Raw genomic sequence first — 15,797 nt, 5'->3', positions numbered from 1 at the left:
TTATTTTTTTATTTTTAAAAACTGTAAAATAGGATCATATAATCCCGACTCGTTGGCGTACAAAGCAAAATTCTTCGCCGTTTGAAACCACTCTTTGGTACTCGGTTTGTGTTTTTTTGATGCTTCAATTAAATCCTGATTCCCTAGCGGTTCGGGAATTCCAGTTTTAAAAGCAACTTCCAACTTTTTTTCGATGGCAATATCAATTACAGCACCAATGTCAGCCCCTGAAAAATCAGTGAGCGACTTCACTACTTTTTTGTAATCGATTTGTTGCAGTGGTTTGTCTTTCAATTTAATTTCCAAAATTGATTCTTTGGCAGCATCATCTGGTGGTGGCACAAAAATAATACGATCAAATCGGCCTGGACGTCTGAATGCATTATCCAAATGCCAAGGCGCGTTGGTTGCTCCCAAAATTAGCACGCCATCATTTGAGGTATCAACCCCATCTAACTCTTGCAAAAACTGATTAATCAATACTTTGCTACTGGAATGTTTCATATCATTTCGGCTGGCGCCAAGAGCATCAATCTCATCAAAAAATAAAACACAAGGCGTGTTTCGACGGGCATATTCAAAAACTTCATGCAAATTTTTCTCACTATTGCCCACCCACATATCCAAAATATCATTCAACCCAACCGTAATAAAATTGGCATTAATTTGACCAGCTGTAGCTTTAGCAATAAAAGTTTTTCCGCAACCCGGAGGACCGTATAATAAAATACCTCCACCCGTTTTTTTACCATACGATTTGTACAAATCAGCAAAATTCAAAGGATGGATAATTTTCATTTCGATTTCTTTTTTCACCTCTTCCATACCGCCCACATGTTCAAAATTGATAGAAGGTTTGGTCGTTATAAAAGCTTTTTCGACCGCTTCATTAGCATCTTCATCATTGGTACCGAATGGTTTTGCCTCAGTTAAAGTACTCCTTTTTAAAATAGCATCTAACTCTTCATCTTGAAATTGAGGTTGTATCGCTAGTATCTTTTGATAGCTTTCAATAGCTTCTGCAATCGAGTTTTCTTGAACCAACACGCGTGTGTACAAAAGCAATGCACTCACATTTGAAGGCTGCATACGCAAAACGTCTTCTAAAATAACGATACTTTTGGAGTAAGCTGCTTGCTGAAAATAGACAGACGACAAACCTAATTTGGCCTCAATGTGATTGGAATCTAAGTTTAAGATGGCCAAATAATGAGCCTCCGCCTCTGGAAAACGTATTTTTTTTGCTAAAGTGTTGGCAAGCAACAACCTCAAGGGAATATTATTGGGTGAAAACTGCAAGGCTTCTTCTAAGCTATCGATAGTATCCATTACGGGTATAATTTTAAATTTTGAATAACGAATTTAGGACTTCTTTTTCAATTCTGTCACAAATTACTTTTAAAAATCAATCTAAATCTTCTCCTCAGGCTTTTCAGTAAAAAAATAAAATGTATCAAAAAAATTCAAATTTTCAGCTTTTCAAAGTCCACTAAAAACCATTGATGAAACAAACTCCAACCACAATTATTTGAAAGTAAATTATTATATTTGAAAGTTATCATTTTACAGAGAAAACAAAATAAACTGACACCATTTTTACCTTCATGAAAACAATCTCACTTGCCTTAGATTGGACTCCCAACGTAAACCACATTGGGATTTTAGTCGCAAAAGAATTAGGATATTACACCGAATTAGGAATAGATTTAGAAATAGTAAGTCCGCTAACCGATAATTACCAACTCACACCGGGCAAGAAACTCGAATTGGAGCTCGCCACTTTTGTACTAGCGCCATTTGAAACCGTTATTAGTTTAAACAACAAAGCTAACAAAGTGGAGGCTCGCGCTATTTATGCTTTGCTACAAGAAGATTTAAGCAGCATAGCCTCTTTGTCAAGTTCTAAAATGACAAGTCCGCGACAATTAGATGGAAAAATTTACGCATCCTACCAAGCCCGATACGAAGACAAAATTGTGCAAGAACTCGTGAAAAAAGATGGAGGAACAGGTGATTTTGAGATTTCTTATCCCGCGAAATTAGGAATTTGGAATACCCTATTAGCCAAACAAGCAGATGCAACTTGGATTTTCAACAATTGGGAAGGTATTGAGGCAAAGAACCAAAACATTGCTCTCCAGTGCTGGTCTATGAAAGACTTTGGTATTCCGTATGGATATTCGCCGGTAGTAATTACTACACAAAAAACCATTGACGAACAAGCCGAACTTTGCGAAGCATTTGTAAAAGCAACCCAACGTGGTTATTTATTTGCTTCGCAACATAAAGAAAAAGCAGTTGCAATTTTGAGTCAATACGTCACTGCAGAAGACAAAGCTGCAATTGACCTTGCGCATGCGCTTGAAGCAACGATACCCTATATTGGAGAAGAAAACAAAATGGGATTGATGAAACCAGAACGTGTAGAATCGTTCTTGAAATGGCTAGTAACACATAGTTTAGAACAAGAGCAAATTTTAAATCAGACTTTATATAACAATACTTTTTGCGATAACTAATGCGCCAACGAAAAACACCTATCAAACTCAAAAATTTTACAAAAATAGCAATCAAATAAAAACTAAAAATATGAGCGGAACCATCATGCAATCCATATTCGAAAGATCCAGAGATACGAAAGAAATAATTTCTATTTGGCAATACAACAGCGACAAAGGTTCGCTAGTAGGCTACATCACTGAAATTAGCGAGGAATATATCGGGTTTCGTCATTTTACAAGATTTGGAAAAGCAGATGGTATTATTTTTATCAAAGTGGGAAATATTAAAAGTGTCGACTTTAACGATGATTTTACCAAGGTAATGGAATGTTTGATTGAATATTCCAATATCATAGATCAACCCTCACAGTTTAACCTCAATTTACAACTATCGGATTATTGGCAGCACCAAGCCATTTCGCAGTTGTTTGCAGCAACAGATCAAATTGCTAGTTACGAAATCAACGGAAATGAATATTTCACTGGCTTTGTTCACTCCTATTCTGAAGAAGATTTTATCTTGCGTTGCATTGCCAAAAACGGTGAGGATTTGGGAACTTCTTTATTCAAAATAGAAGATGTCACCGAAATTAGAGTAAATGATATTGACGATCGTAGGCGTTTGGTTTTGTACAAATGGCGAAAGGCAATTTTATAAAGACAAACACTGTTTGTATTTTAGCATCCTTAAAATTTATTTGACATGGAACGGAACCAATACCTCTCTAACCGCCTTCGCGAAGTTTTTTTAAACGGAACTTGGATTGCCAACACCAATTATCAAGACCAATTGAAACAAACAAACTGGGAAGAAGCCAATTTAAAAACAGGAAATTTGAATACAATTGGCAACCTGACTTTTCACATTAATTATTATTTAGAAGGTTTGTTGAGTGCTTTCAATACGGGCCAACTGACCATTAGAGATCAATTTAGTTATGACGATACGCCAGTAACTTCTGCTGAAGATTGGGACCAAAGAATCACTCAGTTCTTGAATAATGCCGAGGATTTTGCAGCAGCAGTCGCTCAATTTAATGATGCTGTATTTGATGAAGATTTTATAGATGCAAAATATGGAACTTACCTAAGAAATATTGAAGGAGTCATCGAGCACAGCTATTACCATTTGGGACAAATTGTTTTACTTAAAAAATTAGTTGCGTCAACAACTAAATAATTTCAAATATTAAGTTTTTCAACAGAGTATTGTCTTAAAATTATAGATTTATACGTACTTTTAACTACTCAAAAAACAACCAAAATCAACTCCATGAGATCATTTTACTTCTTGCTTACTGCTTGCTTAATCTTTGGTAGCGGTAGCAGTTTTGCTCAAAATCAAAAATCCTCCGAATTTAAAGTCGAGTTTGAAAAATTTACACTTCCTAACGGCTTACAGGTTATTTTACATGTTGACCGCTCCGATCCTGTTGTAGCTGTTGCGCTCACAAGTCACGTAGGATCTGCAAGAGAAAAAACAGGCCGTACCGGATTTGCCCATTTGTTTGAACATTTACTTTTTTTAGAATCTGAAAATTTAGGAAAAGGAGGATTGGATAAAATGAGTGCTCGCATTGGTGGCGAAGGCGCTAATGGCTCAACAAGTCGCGACAGAACAAATTATTTTCAAACCGTTCCGAAAGATGCTCTCGAAAAAATGATTTGGGCCGAAGCAGATAAACTCGGTTTTTTTATCAATACCGTTACGGAACCAGTTTTGGCTAAAGAAAAACAAGTTGTAAAAAACGAGAAACGTCAAAGCTATGACAACCGACCTTACGGACACAATTTTTCAGTAATATCAAAAAATCTTTATCCAGCATCGCACCCGTACAGCTGGGAAGTTATTGGTTCACTTGAAGATTTGCAAAACGCCACACTTGAGGATGTAAAAGCATTTTACAACCGTTGGTATGTACCCAACAATGTAACGTTGACTATTTCTGGCGACTTTGATGTGGCACAAACTAAAATTTGGGTCGAAAAATATTTTGGCGAAATCAAGCGCGGTGAAGCGATCCCAAAAATGGAAAAACAAGCCGTTACGCTAGCTACTACCAAAAAACTATTTTACGAAGATAATTTTGCCAAACTACCGCAACTTACCTTGACTTGGCCTTCTGTTTACGAGTACCATCCTGATAGTTACGCATTAGAGGTTTTGGCTAGTTATTTATCAAAAGGCAAAAAAGCACCTTTGTACAAAACGTTAGTCGAGCAAAAAAAACTAACTGATGGCGTTGATGTTTTTCAATACAATTCAGAAATAGCAGGTCAATACATGCTAACCGTTACTGCTTTTGACCAAACCAACCTTAACTTGGTACATGCAGGAATTGAAGAAGCTTTCAAAAATTTTGAAGCAGAAGGCATTTCAAAACAAGACTTAGACCGTATCAAAGCAGGCCAAGAAACCGCATTTTACACTACTTTATCGAGTGTTTTAGGAAAAGGTTTTCAGTTGGCGCAATATGAAATATTTGCAGGAACGCCAGAATACATAAACCAAGATGTCAAAAATATTTTAGCCGTAACGCGAGAAGATGTGATGCGCGTGTACCAAAAATATGTCAAAGGCAAAAATTTTGTAGCCACTAGCTTTGTTCCAAAAGGACAAAAAAACCTGATTCTTGACGGATCTATTTTGGCAGATGTAGTCGAAGAAAAAATCATTGAAGGGAAAGAGGAAGCATTTGATGCCAGCATAGCCGCTACTTATAAAAAAACACCTTCAAAATTTGATCGTAGCATTGAGCCTCCTTACGGCGCAAGTCCTGATGTGATTTTGCCAAGCGTTTGGAAAAACCAACTATCATCTGGGTTGAAAGTTTTTGGTATCGCCAATGAAGAGGTGCCACTGGTTCAATTTCAATTGCAGTTAAAAGGCGGAATGTTATTAGAAGCTAAAAATAAAACCGGCGTAGCAAGCATTTTAGCCGATTTAATGACCAAAGGAACCAAAAACAAAACGCCAGAACAGCTCGAAAATGCTATTGAAAGTCTCGGAGCTACCATTCGTGCTACTGCCACTGACGAGTCGATACTAATTTCAGGGACGAGTTTGGCCAAAAACTACAACGCAACGATGGCCTTGGTCTCTGAAATTATTTTGCAACCAAGGTGGGACGCAGCCGAATTTGAACTCATCAAACAAAGTACTTTGAGTCAAATTTTACAACAAAAAGCCGACCCAAACAGCATTGCCAGAAATGAGTACAAAAAATTAATTTATGGCGCCAATTCGGTTTTGGCCAACAATCGTGTGGGGACTGAAAGTAGTGTGAAAAGTATCACGCTAGAGGACGTAAAAAATTATTACTACCAAAATAGCACCCCAACATTGGTGCAATTACACATTGTAGGCGCTATTGCTACGAACGATGCGCTAACTGCACTTACTGATTTAAACAAAAAATGGGAACCAAAAAATGTTAGTATTCCTGCTGTAGCAACACCAAAAGAAATTACCGCATCGAAAATATATTTTTACGATGTACCCGGTGCAAAACAATCGGTTATTCGAATTGGGTATCCTGCTTTAGCGGCCACTGACGCTGATTTTTACCCAGCTCAAATTTTAAATTACCGTTTGGGTGGCGGCGGATTTGCATCGCAACTTACTCAAGAATTACGCGAAGGCAAAGGATATACGTACGGCATCAGCTCCTCGTTTAGTGGCAGCGCTAGCAAAGGTCCGTTCACCATTGCAAGTGGTGTGCGCTCCAACGTAACCTTTGAGGCCGTGCAACTTATCAAAGATATTGTGAGCAACTACGGCAAAAACTTTAATGAAAATGATTTAGAAGTTACCAAAGGATACCTCATCAAAAGTAACGCAAGAGCTTTTGAAACCTTGTCGTCAAAACTTGAAATGCTGTACGACATCAGCAATTACAATTACGCTGATGATTACGCCAAACAACAAGAAAACATCGTAAAAAACATTAGCATGGATGAGCTGAAACAATTCTCAGACTTGTACTTGAACGCTAATAAAATGATTTACCTCATTGTAGGTGATGCGGCCACACAATTGAATAAATTGGAGCAAATTGGTTTTGGTAAACCTGTTTTATTGAATCCTGCAACGACAAAATAAAGCGATTAGCATTTTTAGTAGCACAAGCGTATTGCATAGCACACAATTACTCCCGCTGTACGCTATATCTTGCTAGCCATCCCGAAGTATCGGGATTTGCCAGCAAGGATGCCGCTTCCATCGCGGCTAAACAAGGCGGTTAATTTTCAGCACAAAAAAAACAGAAGCAATCTTATAGAATGCTTCTGTTTTTTTTAAAATAGATATGATTAGTACGATGTCAACTTGAACACCTTAAACGTCATTACAGCAACAAACGCCAATAGCCCAGACCGAACTGAAAATCCCGGTTTTACAAAAAAATAAATTTTTCTAGTCCTGAAAGAGCGACCAACGGAAGCTCCTTGCAGGATGTAGAAAAATATTTTTTTTGAAAGCGGATTGTAAGAAAGGGCTGGAAATAGCTCCTAAAACAACTAGTCGCTCATTTCGTCGTAGCGCTGTGGCACTTGCGGATCGTACAACGGGCATTTGAATTCTTCGAGTGTATCAGCCAGTAAATTCATGGTTTTACCCTCGGTGCCGTAACAGTCAATTTGGATGCTTTGCGGTGTGGTTTTTACTTGAAAAGCACCTTTACCTTTGGTGTTTTTCCAACTATTTTCGTCTACTTTTTCCCAACTAGAAAAAACAGTCGCCAAGCGGTTTAAAATCACTTGCACTGGCAATTCCTCTAAACCTTCAACGGTTTGTTCCTCCAGCAGCGCCTCGTATACAAGCTGGTGATTGAGGTAGACTTCGTCCTCGTATTTCCAAAAAACTAGTTCGTACATGGGTAACAATTTATTTTTTATCGCAAAAAGCAGCTTTAAGCGTGCTTTTTGACTCTTTTATTAATATTCGAAAGTACCGTATTCACTAGAAATAGTGAGTTTTTTGGCCGATGCTTCCTCCACTCTACCAACAATTTGCGCCTCAACATTAAAAGATTGAGCAATGGCAATAATGTCTTGTGCAACAGCTTCGGGCACGTACAATTCCATACGGTGACCGCAATTGAACACTTGGTACATCTCTTTCCAATCGGTTTTAGACTGCTCCTGAATCAATTGAAACAAAGGTGGCACTGGAAACAAATTATCTTTGATGATGTGTAAGTTCTCTACAAAATGTAAAATTTTAGTTTGTGCACCACCGCTGCAATGCACCACTCCGTGAATTTCATTGGATGAATACTGGTCTAAAATTTTCTTGATAATTGGCGCATAGGTCCTAGTTGGCGATAATACCAACTGCCCTGCATCAATAGGTGAATTGGCTACAGCATCCGTAAGTTGCACTTGTCCACTATAAATAAGTTCATTGGGCACCGCTGCATCATAACTTTCTGGATATTTGTCTGCCAAATATTTAGCAAAAACATCATGACGAGCAGAGGTGAGTCCGTTGCTACCCATACCGCCGTTATAGCTTTTTTCGTAAGTAGCCTGACCAAATGAGGCCATACCTACAATTACATCTCCAGCTTGAATGTTGGCGTTGTCAATAACATCTTTGCGTTTCATGCGGGCTGTTACGGTCGAATCGACAATAATGGTACGCACAATATCACCCACATCGGCAGTTTCTCCGCCTGTAGAATGAATGGTTACCCCAAAGGTTTTGAGCTCTTGAATAAGTTCTTCGGTACCATTGATAATTGCTGAAATAACTTCGGCAGGAATTAAATTTTTGTTACGACCAATGGTTGATGACAGCAAAATATTATCGGTTGCACCTACGCAAAGTAGGTCGTCAATATTCATGATTAAAGCATCTTGTGCAATGCCTTTCCAAACCGAGATGTCGCCCGTTTCTTTCCAATACAAATACGCTAAAGACGATTTTGTTCCGGCGCCATCAGCGTGCATGATCAAGCAATGATCTGGATCGTTAGTTAAATAATCGGGTACAATTTTGCAAAATGCCTGCGGAAACAAACCTTTGTCAATGTTTTTGATTGCATTGTGCACATCTTCTTTTGATGCCGAAACACCGCGAAGTGCATACCTTTTTGAAGTATCTGAACTCATGTAATTTAGTTGTGAAGTCTGCTTTTAGGCAGCTAGTTGTTGGGCAAAGATACTAATTTGATTTAGGAATATAGAAACCCATTTTAGGATTTGTTGCACTATTTTTGGACAATGAGAATCTCTACTCTGCGATTGGCAGCGCGTTCTTTTTCATTTTTTTCAGGAAGTGTAAATAGCGGTTTATTGCTACCAAATCCTTTGTACGAGAGTCTTTGCTGCGAAATTCCGTTCGAAATAAGATAATCCCGAACCGCTTTGGCACGTCTTGCGGATAATTTAATATCGTTTGGATCGCTGTTGCAACAGATATGCCCTTGAATTTCAATCCTTAAATTAGGTTCTAGTTGCATAAAGCGCAGTAATTCTTTTAAAATTTTAGTTGCCGGATCAATCATCATCTCAGAGTTGAATTTAAAATTTACATTTTGTAAAATTATAAATTCACCCGCCTTCGCTTCTTGAAGTTGTGTAGTTAAGTTTTTCGAAGTCACTGTTACTTGCGCTTCTATGGGATTTACCGGATTTTTATTTTGTACCAATGACGGAATTATCAAATCAGACTTCCGAACTGTTTCTTGATAAAAAATAATTACTTTGCGATGAATGCCATGATGTGTTGCTCCTTTGAAATCTTCACCAAATGCAACAATAATTGAGGTAGAATCAACAAGAATTGTATTTTCTTCTAACCGTTTTTTGATGTGCTCTGCTCTTTTATATGCGAGTCGTTTATTATGTGAAAAACTAGCTGTACTATCGCAGTAGGCTTCAATGCGAGAAATTTTAATTTGCTGATTGTCTTGCAACCATTGTGTAAATTTTACTTCAGATGTACGTTTGAGAAAATCTTGATCAAGATCAAAATAAAAAGTAGCCTGTTCTTGCGACAAGATTATTCCGCTCCATAGTAGGCAAACAAAGAGTAAATACTTAGTCATCATTTTTAATTTCAATTAGAATAAAATCGAAAACTTCTGCCTCGTGTGTGAACTAAATCGGATCATTTTAAAAAACCTAATGCATTACTTAACTACTAGAACGAAAAAAGCATCCATTTCTTATAAAAGGATGCTTTTTTTGAAGTTTAGTATTTATATTTCTATTCCCAATCGGGCATACTTGCATTACCGAATAATATAGTTCGTGAAGCACCCGTATTATTTAGCGCTGGGGTAAACTTGACAATATTTTTTATCGATAGGCCATCATTTGAGGTGTTCATCATAATATATTCAGCTTCGTTTGGTGAGTATCTTACATCAATATCTATAGTACCAGAAGGTTTTTCAGTACTCATTTCTGTAACTGCACCTGAACTTAGCACCGCTTGAAAAACCCTGCTATCTAATTGTCTGTAGGTAGCATCTTCAAATCCGGAGACGTCACGTGTAAATAGCAAACGTTGCCCATTTATAGAAAAATTCAAACTTCCAATCGCTCCATCAAAACCAGACACAACTTGATTTAGAACAGCTCCAGAATTATTTATAACATATACCTCAGCATTATAACCCCCAGCATCATTTACTTTTAGAGCAATTTTGGAACCGTCATTACTCCAATCACATTCGGAGATAAATTTTCCATTTGGAGTTTGATACAATCTTATTAAACCGCTTCCGTCAGCATTAATGCGATACAACTTATCAAAGTAAGGATAGATGATTTGGCTGCCCGAAGTATTCCAGGAGAAAGTGAGGAAATCAGAATTAAATCCCGAAATAGGCACAGAATTAGTCACTTTTAAAACATTTGACCCGTCAAAATCCATCGTATAAATATGATTTTGCCCACCATTGGATCTAATAAATGCAATTTTCTTACTTTGATTATTTTTTCGGGGACGCCAACTATTTACTGCTGGACTTGTTAATTGTACCAGATTACCAGCATCATCACCAGAGTAAATCACATAATTATTGTTTTCTTTTTTGACAAATGAGAAGCGTGCATTTGGAAAAGCAGTAGTTGTAAAGGCTCTGATTGGACTTAAAACTGCTGGATTAATTCCATCGCTCACCGAAACTTGCCAGTAATATTTAGTACTGTAGGAAAGGTTTTTAAGTAACAAACTATTCTTACTCCCATTTTGATAAGTAACTACCTCTGTACTGTTTTCTTTCCTTAAAGTAATTTCAAACTTTAAACTGTCTTTTTCAACATCTGTAGCAGTCCAAGATAAATTCAATTCTATAGCTTGATTTGTAGCATTGTCTGCAGGCGAAACCAAACTTGGGGTTGTGGGTGGTTTATTATTTGACGTTGATAATTTCAGTTCAAAAACTAAATTTGTTGCTTTATTCGCATTGACAGTGGCTCCCTCAAATTTAGCAATATACCCGTCTTTTTGTGCCTCAAAAGAATAATCGCCAACTTTTACATCATTTATCACAAACTTACCTTGATCATCTGTAAACACGATACTACTACTAGGATTAGAAAACACCTTTACATTAGCAAGTGGCTTGAAATCAACAGCACTTACCACCTTACCTTCAATTGTACCGAACTCTTCGCCTGCAAATTTTTCTTCGGCACAAGAAACAAACAATAAAAGAAAAGCCGCGAAGACTATTTTAAAAATCAACTTTTCAGTCTTTCCATTTGCAGAACTGAAGATATATCCTTTTTTCATCATTTTTTTATGTTTGAAATCCCACCAGATTTTGGGTTTACTTTTTTGTTTGGAAAATAATAATTGAGTCCTAAGCCGAAACGGAAATAGTAATCATCACGAACTCCTCTTTCCAAATAATCAATTGTATCACTAAAATTGACGTTTTGTTCTGCAAAAACCTTAATACCAACCGTGTTACTAACCAGATATTCTAGTCCTGCTCCATATTGTACCTTTGCATGCACATTTTCAAAAACCTTATTGGCTCCAACACCAAAACCACCATATAAAAAAGGAGTAACTTTATCTTTAGGTAAAAGAATTAGCTCTGCATTACAATCAAAAGTACCATAGCCTACATCAAGTAAACCTTTGTTGGCCAATTTGAAAATTGACACCGATGTACTTAAATTAAAGCTTGGTGTGAAAAAATATTTGAATCCTGCTCTACCCATTGGTCGAAATGTGGGATTATAATAATCTCCATCCATCAAAGTTACTCCTGCAGCTGCTTCAAGACCAAAACGTCCTCTTTTTTCGGTTTTATCTCTTCCATGCAAAAAAGTTACTTCTGCTTCCTCTTTCTCATCAGAATAATTTGCAATATAATTATCCACTATTTCTTTGGATTCCGATGATTTCCAAATTCCCTCTTTTAAACCTTCTAAAACTAATGATTGAACAGCTTTTTCAATAGCTTCTGTAACAGCCATATGTACTGGCTCATTAGTAGTAAAACCTGTTTCAACCTCTAATAATCTTTTAAAATTAACATAACGAAACAAGCTTTGATCAATTGCTTGTGAAAGAATGGTCTTTGAAACGTAAACCGACTTTAAGATTTTACCATTAGCTGTAGAGATCATCCTTAAATAGATACTCACACGGTCTTGTCTGTACTTAACAGAACCTCCAGCGCCAAAGTAACGTGCCCCAAAACCTCCTGTTAAAATATTAGAATCATACGAAATTATTCCGCCTTCTAATAATACACCTGCATATAACAAAGGTGTAATTTGAACTTCATTTGGATTAGTACTTTTAGAATATTCCTGACGTGTTGAACGAATAAGATTTCGCTCTTGCAATAAATTCCCAATATTTTCTCTTTCAATTGGAACAAACCATTTCGAATCCTCTAATGCCTTAATCAATATTGAGGTTGCACCTTGAGTAACTGCGGTACTAAATGTAGTTCCAGTTTCTGCTTCTTTGTATTGTCCGGTTTGATCTCTAAATTTGTATATCCCAACAACCACTGGTTCTTGAGGTTTGGGTAGATTTTTCAATAATGAAGTGGCTGGCGTGCTCTCTCCTATTACGGCTTTTTGCACTCCAGTGGGTTGATTAAAATAAGCCCCACAACTCGTTAGCATAATGACAAAAGTCATTACTAAATATTTTTTACTTTTCATTCTATTTTTTTGGTATTAAAACAGTAGTTTGCTCCCCTGTATTAGTATCCAAAATAGTTACATTAAGTCCACCTTCTGAAGGATAAATATCTACAGATAAACTTCCGAAGGTGTAAGAACCTTCGGTAAGACCCGAAGTACCAAATTGTTGAGTAAAAAGAGATCTTGTAATTTGATTTAACAATTGAGAATTTAAACTCTCGGTAAACCTCTCAAGTTCCGTTTTTTCAACTCTTTCTTGAGATTTATCTTTAAATTTATTTTGATTTTCAGCAGAGCTCATTAACCACTGATAGTTAAAGGTATCACCGCCAAATGCGGGGTTTCTCGGTTTATAGACCAAACTTTGTGCATAAAAAGAAGTGCTGAATAAGCCAATAAAAAGTAGAAAAATTGGTTTCATGGTTATAAAATTAATATTGAATGAAATATTTGCTTTGTTTTTCTAGTTCTTTAAAAAAATGATAAGTTCCCTCAACCGATTCTTGTGCAACCGATTCTAAATATTCATCATCTGGACGAGCTAGAAACTCATACACTACTGAATTGTCTATACTTATCAAAATTTTTGTATTTCTTGCAAAAGTGAATTCTTCACTTATAACTACAATTTTCTTAGCATTTACTCCAATTTCATTATACTTGTAATAATATCGATCATAAAAATCTTGTCCAATTCGTGTCTTAGTTTCGTTGAGTACAACCCCACGCAACTCAAAACCATCAATAGGTATTTTTATTTCATCTTTTTTTTTTTGCTCACCAAGTACTACTCTATCCTTACTAATAATTTGTTTTTTTTCATCAAAAAAAACCAACATAACAATTATTTCATCACCACTCTCGATGTTTATTTGAGTAGAAGATAGTTTTTTAAACTCACCTGGATTCAAAGTAACCATACCTTCCTGAGCATTATTTGTTTGATTATTACTGATATTATTTTTTTTTATAACAGTTAGCTTATAGCTCGCGCTTTTTAAAACATCCGAATTATTTTCAGCAGTTCCAGTCAGAATAGTATTTCCTTCAACATATTTAGTTTCAATTTTAGCTTTAATCTCATCTTGCACTACTTGACTGTAGCTTGCGTTGAGAAAAATAAAAAAGAATAAAAAAAAGTTAAGTTTAAACATCGCACTATTTTAAATTGACTACTATAACTGTTGAACCATTACCACTTTGCGATATTTTCATGTCTTTTGAAATTGAATTTGTTCCAAAAGAATGAATACTTTGATTGTTCCCTTTTTGAATAAAATCCATGGAAACAGCATTATTAGAATAACCACCCAAATCAAAAATGGTGTTATTATAACCTTCTTGTACTATTCTTTGTTGTACCGAAATAGCTTCTTTTGAGACGGCAATACTATTACCATCGCCAAATTGATTAAAGTTAACTTCAGTTAGATTTGCTTTTATATTGGTGTTTACTGAATTAAAATTCCCAATTTGCTGTATATACACTCCATTATTATTACCAATACTGCCATTCTGTTTTTCATATTGATTTGACAATATTAATTTTGTTTCAGCTCTGGTATAATTCTCAGCTAATGCAAACTGTGATTGAGCATAACTATTAAACTGAAAAAGAAAAAATAATCCGGTAAGTACAATAAATTTTTTCATTTTGAGAAAATTTAAAAAAACTGGATGAATTGCACTAAACAATCCATCCAGTTAAGATTATTTTTAGTTAGACTGCAATACTAAAGCAGTATTTGAAGTTCCATTTTGAAAAGTAGCGCTAATATGTCCTGTCCCGCTTTGACCAGTTCCAGAAATATTTCCAGTTCCAATTTGTAACGTTCTTGAGAAATTACCATCACCAAATTGTCCTGTTAAAGATAAATTACTTTTACCATATTGAAAACTTTTGGTATCGTTGGCATTACCTTCTTGCCAGCTATAAGATTCATTTAATTGACCACCTTGACTTGCATAGGCTTTGTTATCATTTCCTAATTGCAATTGAGCCGCTAAGTTTGATCCGTGTGGCGCTGCAGGAACTGTAACACCACCTACAGCAGAAATGTTAATTGTTCCAAAATCAGCTGCAGCAGGCAAATCGTTTCCAGTAGTACCTTGATCTATGGCAGCATAATTTCCATTCCCTTGTTGTGCTTGATATGCTTGATCACTGCCTAGTGATCCTGGTTCATCTTGCCAAATTATAGCTTTATTACTATCTCCAACTTGTGCTTGAGCTGCAAGATTATTAAGATTTGATTGAGATACATAAGCGTCATTACCAGTACCTACTTGTAATTGATTTGATGTGTTATTATCACCACTTTGATTTGACAAAGCAACATTATTTAAACCCATCTGATCTTGAACTGCATCATGATTCGTTCCCATTTGATTTACAGTAGCGTTGTTACTACTTCCATCTTGTTTTTGCCATGAAGTATTATCATCGCCAGTTTGGGTAGCAGTTGCAGTATTTCCTGGAGATTGATTTGGACCTGAATTTTGATCTTGTGTCGCTTTATTACCATTACCCAATTGTGTTACAGTAGCAGTATTGTTGTCAAATCTTTGTGTTTGACTAGAAACATTCATGTCTCCTACTTGAGACGTAGTTGCCACATTGTCTTCTGCATTTCCAACTCCTTGATCGATTTTTGCTTTGTTCTTGTCTCCCAATTGAAAAACTGATCCTAAATTTCGATCCCCTGCTTGTTTAACATCAGATTTGTTTTTCTTTCCATTTTGCATTACTTGAGCATTGTTATTATGCCCTCCATCAATGAAATTAGAACCTAACTGATTAACTTTGGAATCATTTTGATTCCCACTTTGGTTTACAGCTGCATTGTTGCCTGTTCCAACAGAACTAACAGTACTTGAATTGGATTGCGAAAATCCAATCGCTGACACTAGCATCGCGGAGATGCTTAAAACTACTTTTTTCATAATAAATATATTTAATTGGTTGTTAATACAAGTTATTATGTAGGTTTAAAAAAGTGATTTGGGGAATCCTTCTTCATATTTCACAACAAAAAAATTAAATCTTTTTTTGTTTTCAACATTTCAAAGGTAGAAAAGACGAATCAAAAAAAGCACGTATAAATACCTGTTTTTCAATTTAGTAATCTATTATTCGATGAAAAGTAAACCTATATCGACAAACTACAC

The 15,797-nt window shown here is 36.1% G+C and carries 14 protein-coding genes; 4 read left to right on the top strand and 10 right to left on the bottom strand.

Annotated elements, in window-relative coordinates; translation table 11 throughout:
* Positions 1-1,329, bottom strand: coding sequence for an ATP-binding protein (locus tag G9Q29_RS10640; RefSeq protein WP_166136932.1), 1,329 nt, complete (start codon positions 1,327-1,329; stop codon positions 1-3).
* Positions 1,330-1,604: 275 nt separating this feature from the next.
* On the opposite strand from G9Q29_RS10640, the gene G9Q29_RS10635 reads away from it, so the two are divergent.
* The 4 genes from G9Q29_RS10635 (at position 1,605) to G9Q29_RS10620 (ending at position 6,603) form a co-directional block, all read left to right on the top strand.
* A complete protein-coding gene (locus tag G9Q29_RS10635; protein WP_166136929.1) occupies positions 1,605-2,519 on the top strand; it encodes an ABC transporter substrate-binding protein in 915 nt (304 codons plus the stop codon).
* Positions 2,520-2,589: 70 nt separating this feature from the next.
* A complete protein-coding gene (locus G9Q29_RS10630; protein ID WP_166136926.1) occupies positions 2,590-3,159 on the top strand; it encodes a hypothetical protein in 570 nt (189 codons plus the stop codon).
* A gap of 45 nt (positions 3,160-3,204) precedes the next feature.
* Complete coding sequence (locus G9Q29_RS10625; RefSeq protein WP_166136923.1) at positions 3,205-3,681, top strand: DinB family protein; 477 nt, start codon at positions 3,205-3,207, stop codon at positions 3,679-3,681.
* A gap of 93 nt (positions 3,682-3,774) precedes the next feature.
* Positions 3,775-6,603: a M16 family metallopeptidase gene (locus G9Q29_RS10620; RefSeq protein ID WP_166136920.1), complete on the top strand. Its 2,829-nt coding sequence runs from the start codon at positions 3,775-3,777 to the stop codon at positions 6,601-6,603.
* Between the two features lie 416 nt (positions 6,604-7,019).
* On the opposite strand, the gene G9Q29_RS10615 is transcribed toward G9Q29_RS10620, so the two are convergent.
* From G9Q29_RS10615 to G9Q29_RS10575, 9 genes are all read right to left on the bottom strand, one after another.
* Positions 7,020-7,376 (bottom strand): hypothetical protein, encoded by a 357-nt coding sequence (locus tag G9Q29_RS10615; RefSeq protein WP_166136917.1) that lies wholly within the window; start codon positions 7,374-7,376, stop codon positions 7,020-7,022.
* A gap of 60 nt (positions 7,377-7,436) precedes the next feature.
* Positions 7,437-8,615, bottom strand: a complete 1,179-nt coding sequence (locus G9Q29_RS10610; protein WP_166136914.1) for an AIR synthase related protein — start codon at positions 8,613-8,615, stop codon at positions 7,437-7,439.
* A gap of 98 nt (positions 8,616-8,713) precedes the next feature.
* Positions 8,714-9,556, bottom strand: a complete 843-nt coding sequence (locus tag G9Q29_RS10605) for an OmpA family protein (RefSeq protein ID WP_166136911.1) — start codon at positions 9,554-9,556, stop codon at positions 8,714-8,716.
* 158 nt (positions 9,557-9,714) lie between these two features.
* Positions 9,715-11,253, bottom strand: a complete 1,539-nt coding sequence (locus tag G9Q29_RS10600; RefSeq protein WP_166136878.1) for a carboxypeptidase regulatory-like domain-containing protein — start codon at positions 11,251-11,253, stop codon at positions 9,715-9,717.
* Positions 11,250-12,647, bottom strand: a complete 1,398-nt coding sequence (locus G9Q29_RS10595; protein ID WP_166136875.1) for a CsgG/HfaB family protein — start codon at positions 12,645-12,647, stop codon at positions 11,250-11,252. The genes G9Q29_RS10600 and G9Q29_RS10595 overlap by 4 nt, the downstream gene beginning before the upstream one ends.
* A gap of 1 nt (position 12,648) precedes the next feature.
* Positions 12,649-13,050: a curli production assembly/transport component CsgF gene (locus tag G9Q29_RS10590; RefSeq protein WP_166136871.1), complete on the bottom strand. Its 402-nt coding sequence runs from the start codon at positions 13,048-13,050 to the stop codon at positions 12,649-12,651.
* A 10-nt stretch (positions 13,051-13,060) separates the two neighbouring features.
* Positions 13,061-13,720 carry a CsgE family curli-type amyloid fiber assembly protein gene (locus G9Q29_RS14945; protein WP_317164739.1) on the bottom strand — a complete coding sequence of 220 codons (660 nt, stop codon included), beginning with the start codon at positions 13,718-13,720 and terminating at the stop codon, positions 13,061-13,063.
* A 67-nt stretch (positions 13,721-13,787) separates the two neighbouring features.
* A complete protein-coding gene (locus tag G9Q29_RS10580; protein WP_166136868.1) occupies positions 13,788-14,282 on the bottom strand; it encodes a hypothetical protein in 495 nt (164 codons plus the stop codon).
* A gap of 63 nt (positions 14,283-14,345) precedes the next feature.
* Complete coding sequence (locus G9Q29_RS10575) at positions 14,346-15,572, bottom strand: hypothetical protein (RefSeq protein WP_166136865.1); 1,227 nt, start codon at positions 15,570-15,572, stop codon at positions 14,346-14,348.
* Positions 15,573-15,797 lie beyond the last annotated feature (225 nt).

Source organism: Flavobacterium turcicum, assembly GCF_011365745.1.
GTDB lineage: Bacteria > Bacteroidota > Bacteroidia > Flavobacteriales > Flavobacteriaceae > Flavobacterium > Flavobacterium turcicum.
The sequence above is the reverse complement of the archived record's forward strand: the minus strand, read 5'-3'. Positions and strand labels throughout refer to the sequence as shown.

What these genes read in the sequence shown, in the direction of transcription:
- G9Q29_RS10640 (WP_166136932.1), bottom strand. Translation starts at nt 1,329, where the DNA reads ATGGATACTATCGATAGCTTAGAAGAAGCCTTGCAGTTTTCACCCAAT.
- G9Q29_RS10635 (WP_166136929.1), top strand. Translation starts at nt 1,605, where the DNA reads ATGAAAACAATCTCACTTGCCTTAGATTGGACTCCCAACGTAAACCAC.
- G9Q29_RS10630 (WP_166136926.1), top strand. Translation starts at nt 2,590, where the DNA reads ATGAGCGGAACCATCATGCAATCCATATTCGAAAGATCCAGAGATACG.
- G9Q29_RS10625 (WP_166136923.1), top strand. Translation starts at nt 3,205, where the DNA reads ATGGAACGGAACCAATACCTCTCTAACCGCCTTCGCGAAGTTTTTTTA.
- G9Q29_RS10620 (WP_166136920.1), top strand. Translation starts at nt 3,775, where the DNA reads ATGAGATCATTTTACTTCTTGCTTACTGCTTGCTTAATCTTTGGTAGC.
- G9Q29_RS10615 (WP_166136917.1), bottom strand. Translation starts at nt 7,376, where the DNA reads ATGTACGAACTAGTTTTTTGGAAATACGAGGACGAAGTCTACCTCAAT.
- G9Q29_RS10610 (WP_166136914.1), bottom strand. Translation starts at nt 8,615, where the DNA reads ATGAGTTCAGATACTTCAAAAAGGTATGCACTTCGCGGTGTTTCGGCA.
- G9Q29_RS10605 (WP_166136911.1), bottom strand. Translation starts at nt 9,556, where the DNA reads ATGATGACTAAGTATTTACTCTTTGTTTGCCTACTATGGAGCGGAATA.
- G9Q29_RS10600 (WP_166136878.1), bottom strand. Translation starts at nt 11,253, where the DNA reads ATGATGAAAAAAGGATATATCTTCAGTTCTGCAAATGGAAAGACTGAA.
- G9Q29_RS10595 (WP_166136875.1), bottom strand. Translation starts at nt 12,647, where the DNA reads ATGAAAAGTAAAAAATATTTAGTAATGACTTTTGTCATTATGCTAACG.
- G9Q29_RS10590 (WP_166136871.1), bottom strand. Translation starts at nt 13,050, where the DNA reads ATGAAACCAATTTTTCTACTTTTTATTGGCTTATTCAGCACTTCTTTT.
- G9Q29_RS10580 (WP_166136868.1), bottom strand. Translation starts at nt 14,282, where the DNA reads ATGAAAAAATTTATTGTACTTACCGGATTATTTTTTCTTTTTCAGTTT.
- G9Q29_RS10575 (WP_166136865.1), bottom strand. Translation starts at nt 15,572, where the DNA reads ATGAAAAAAGTAGTTTTAAGCATCTCCGCGATGCTAGTGTCAGCGATT.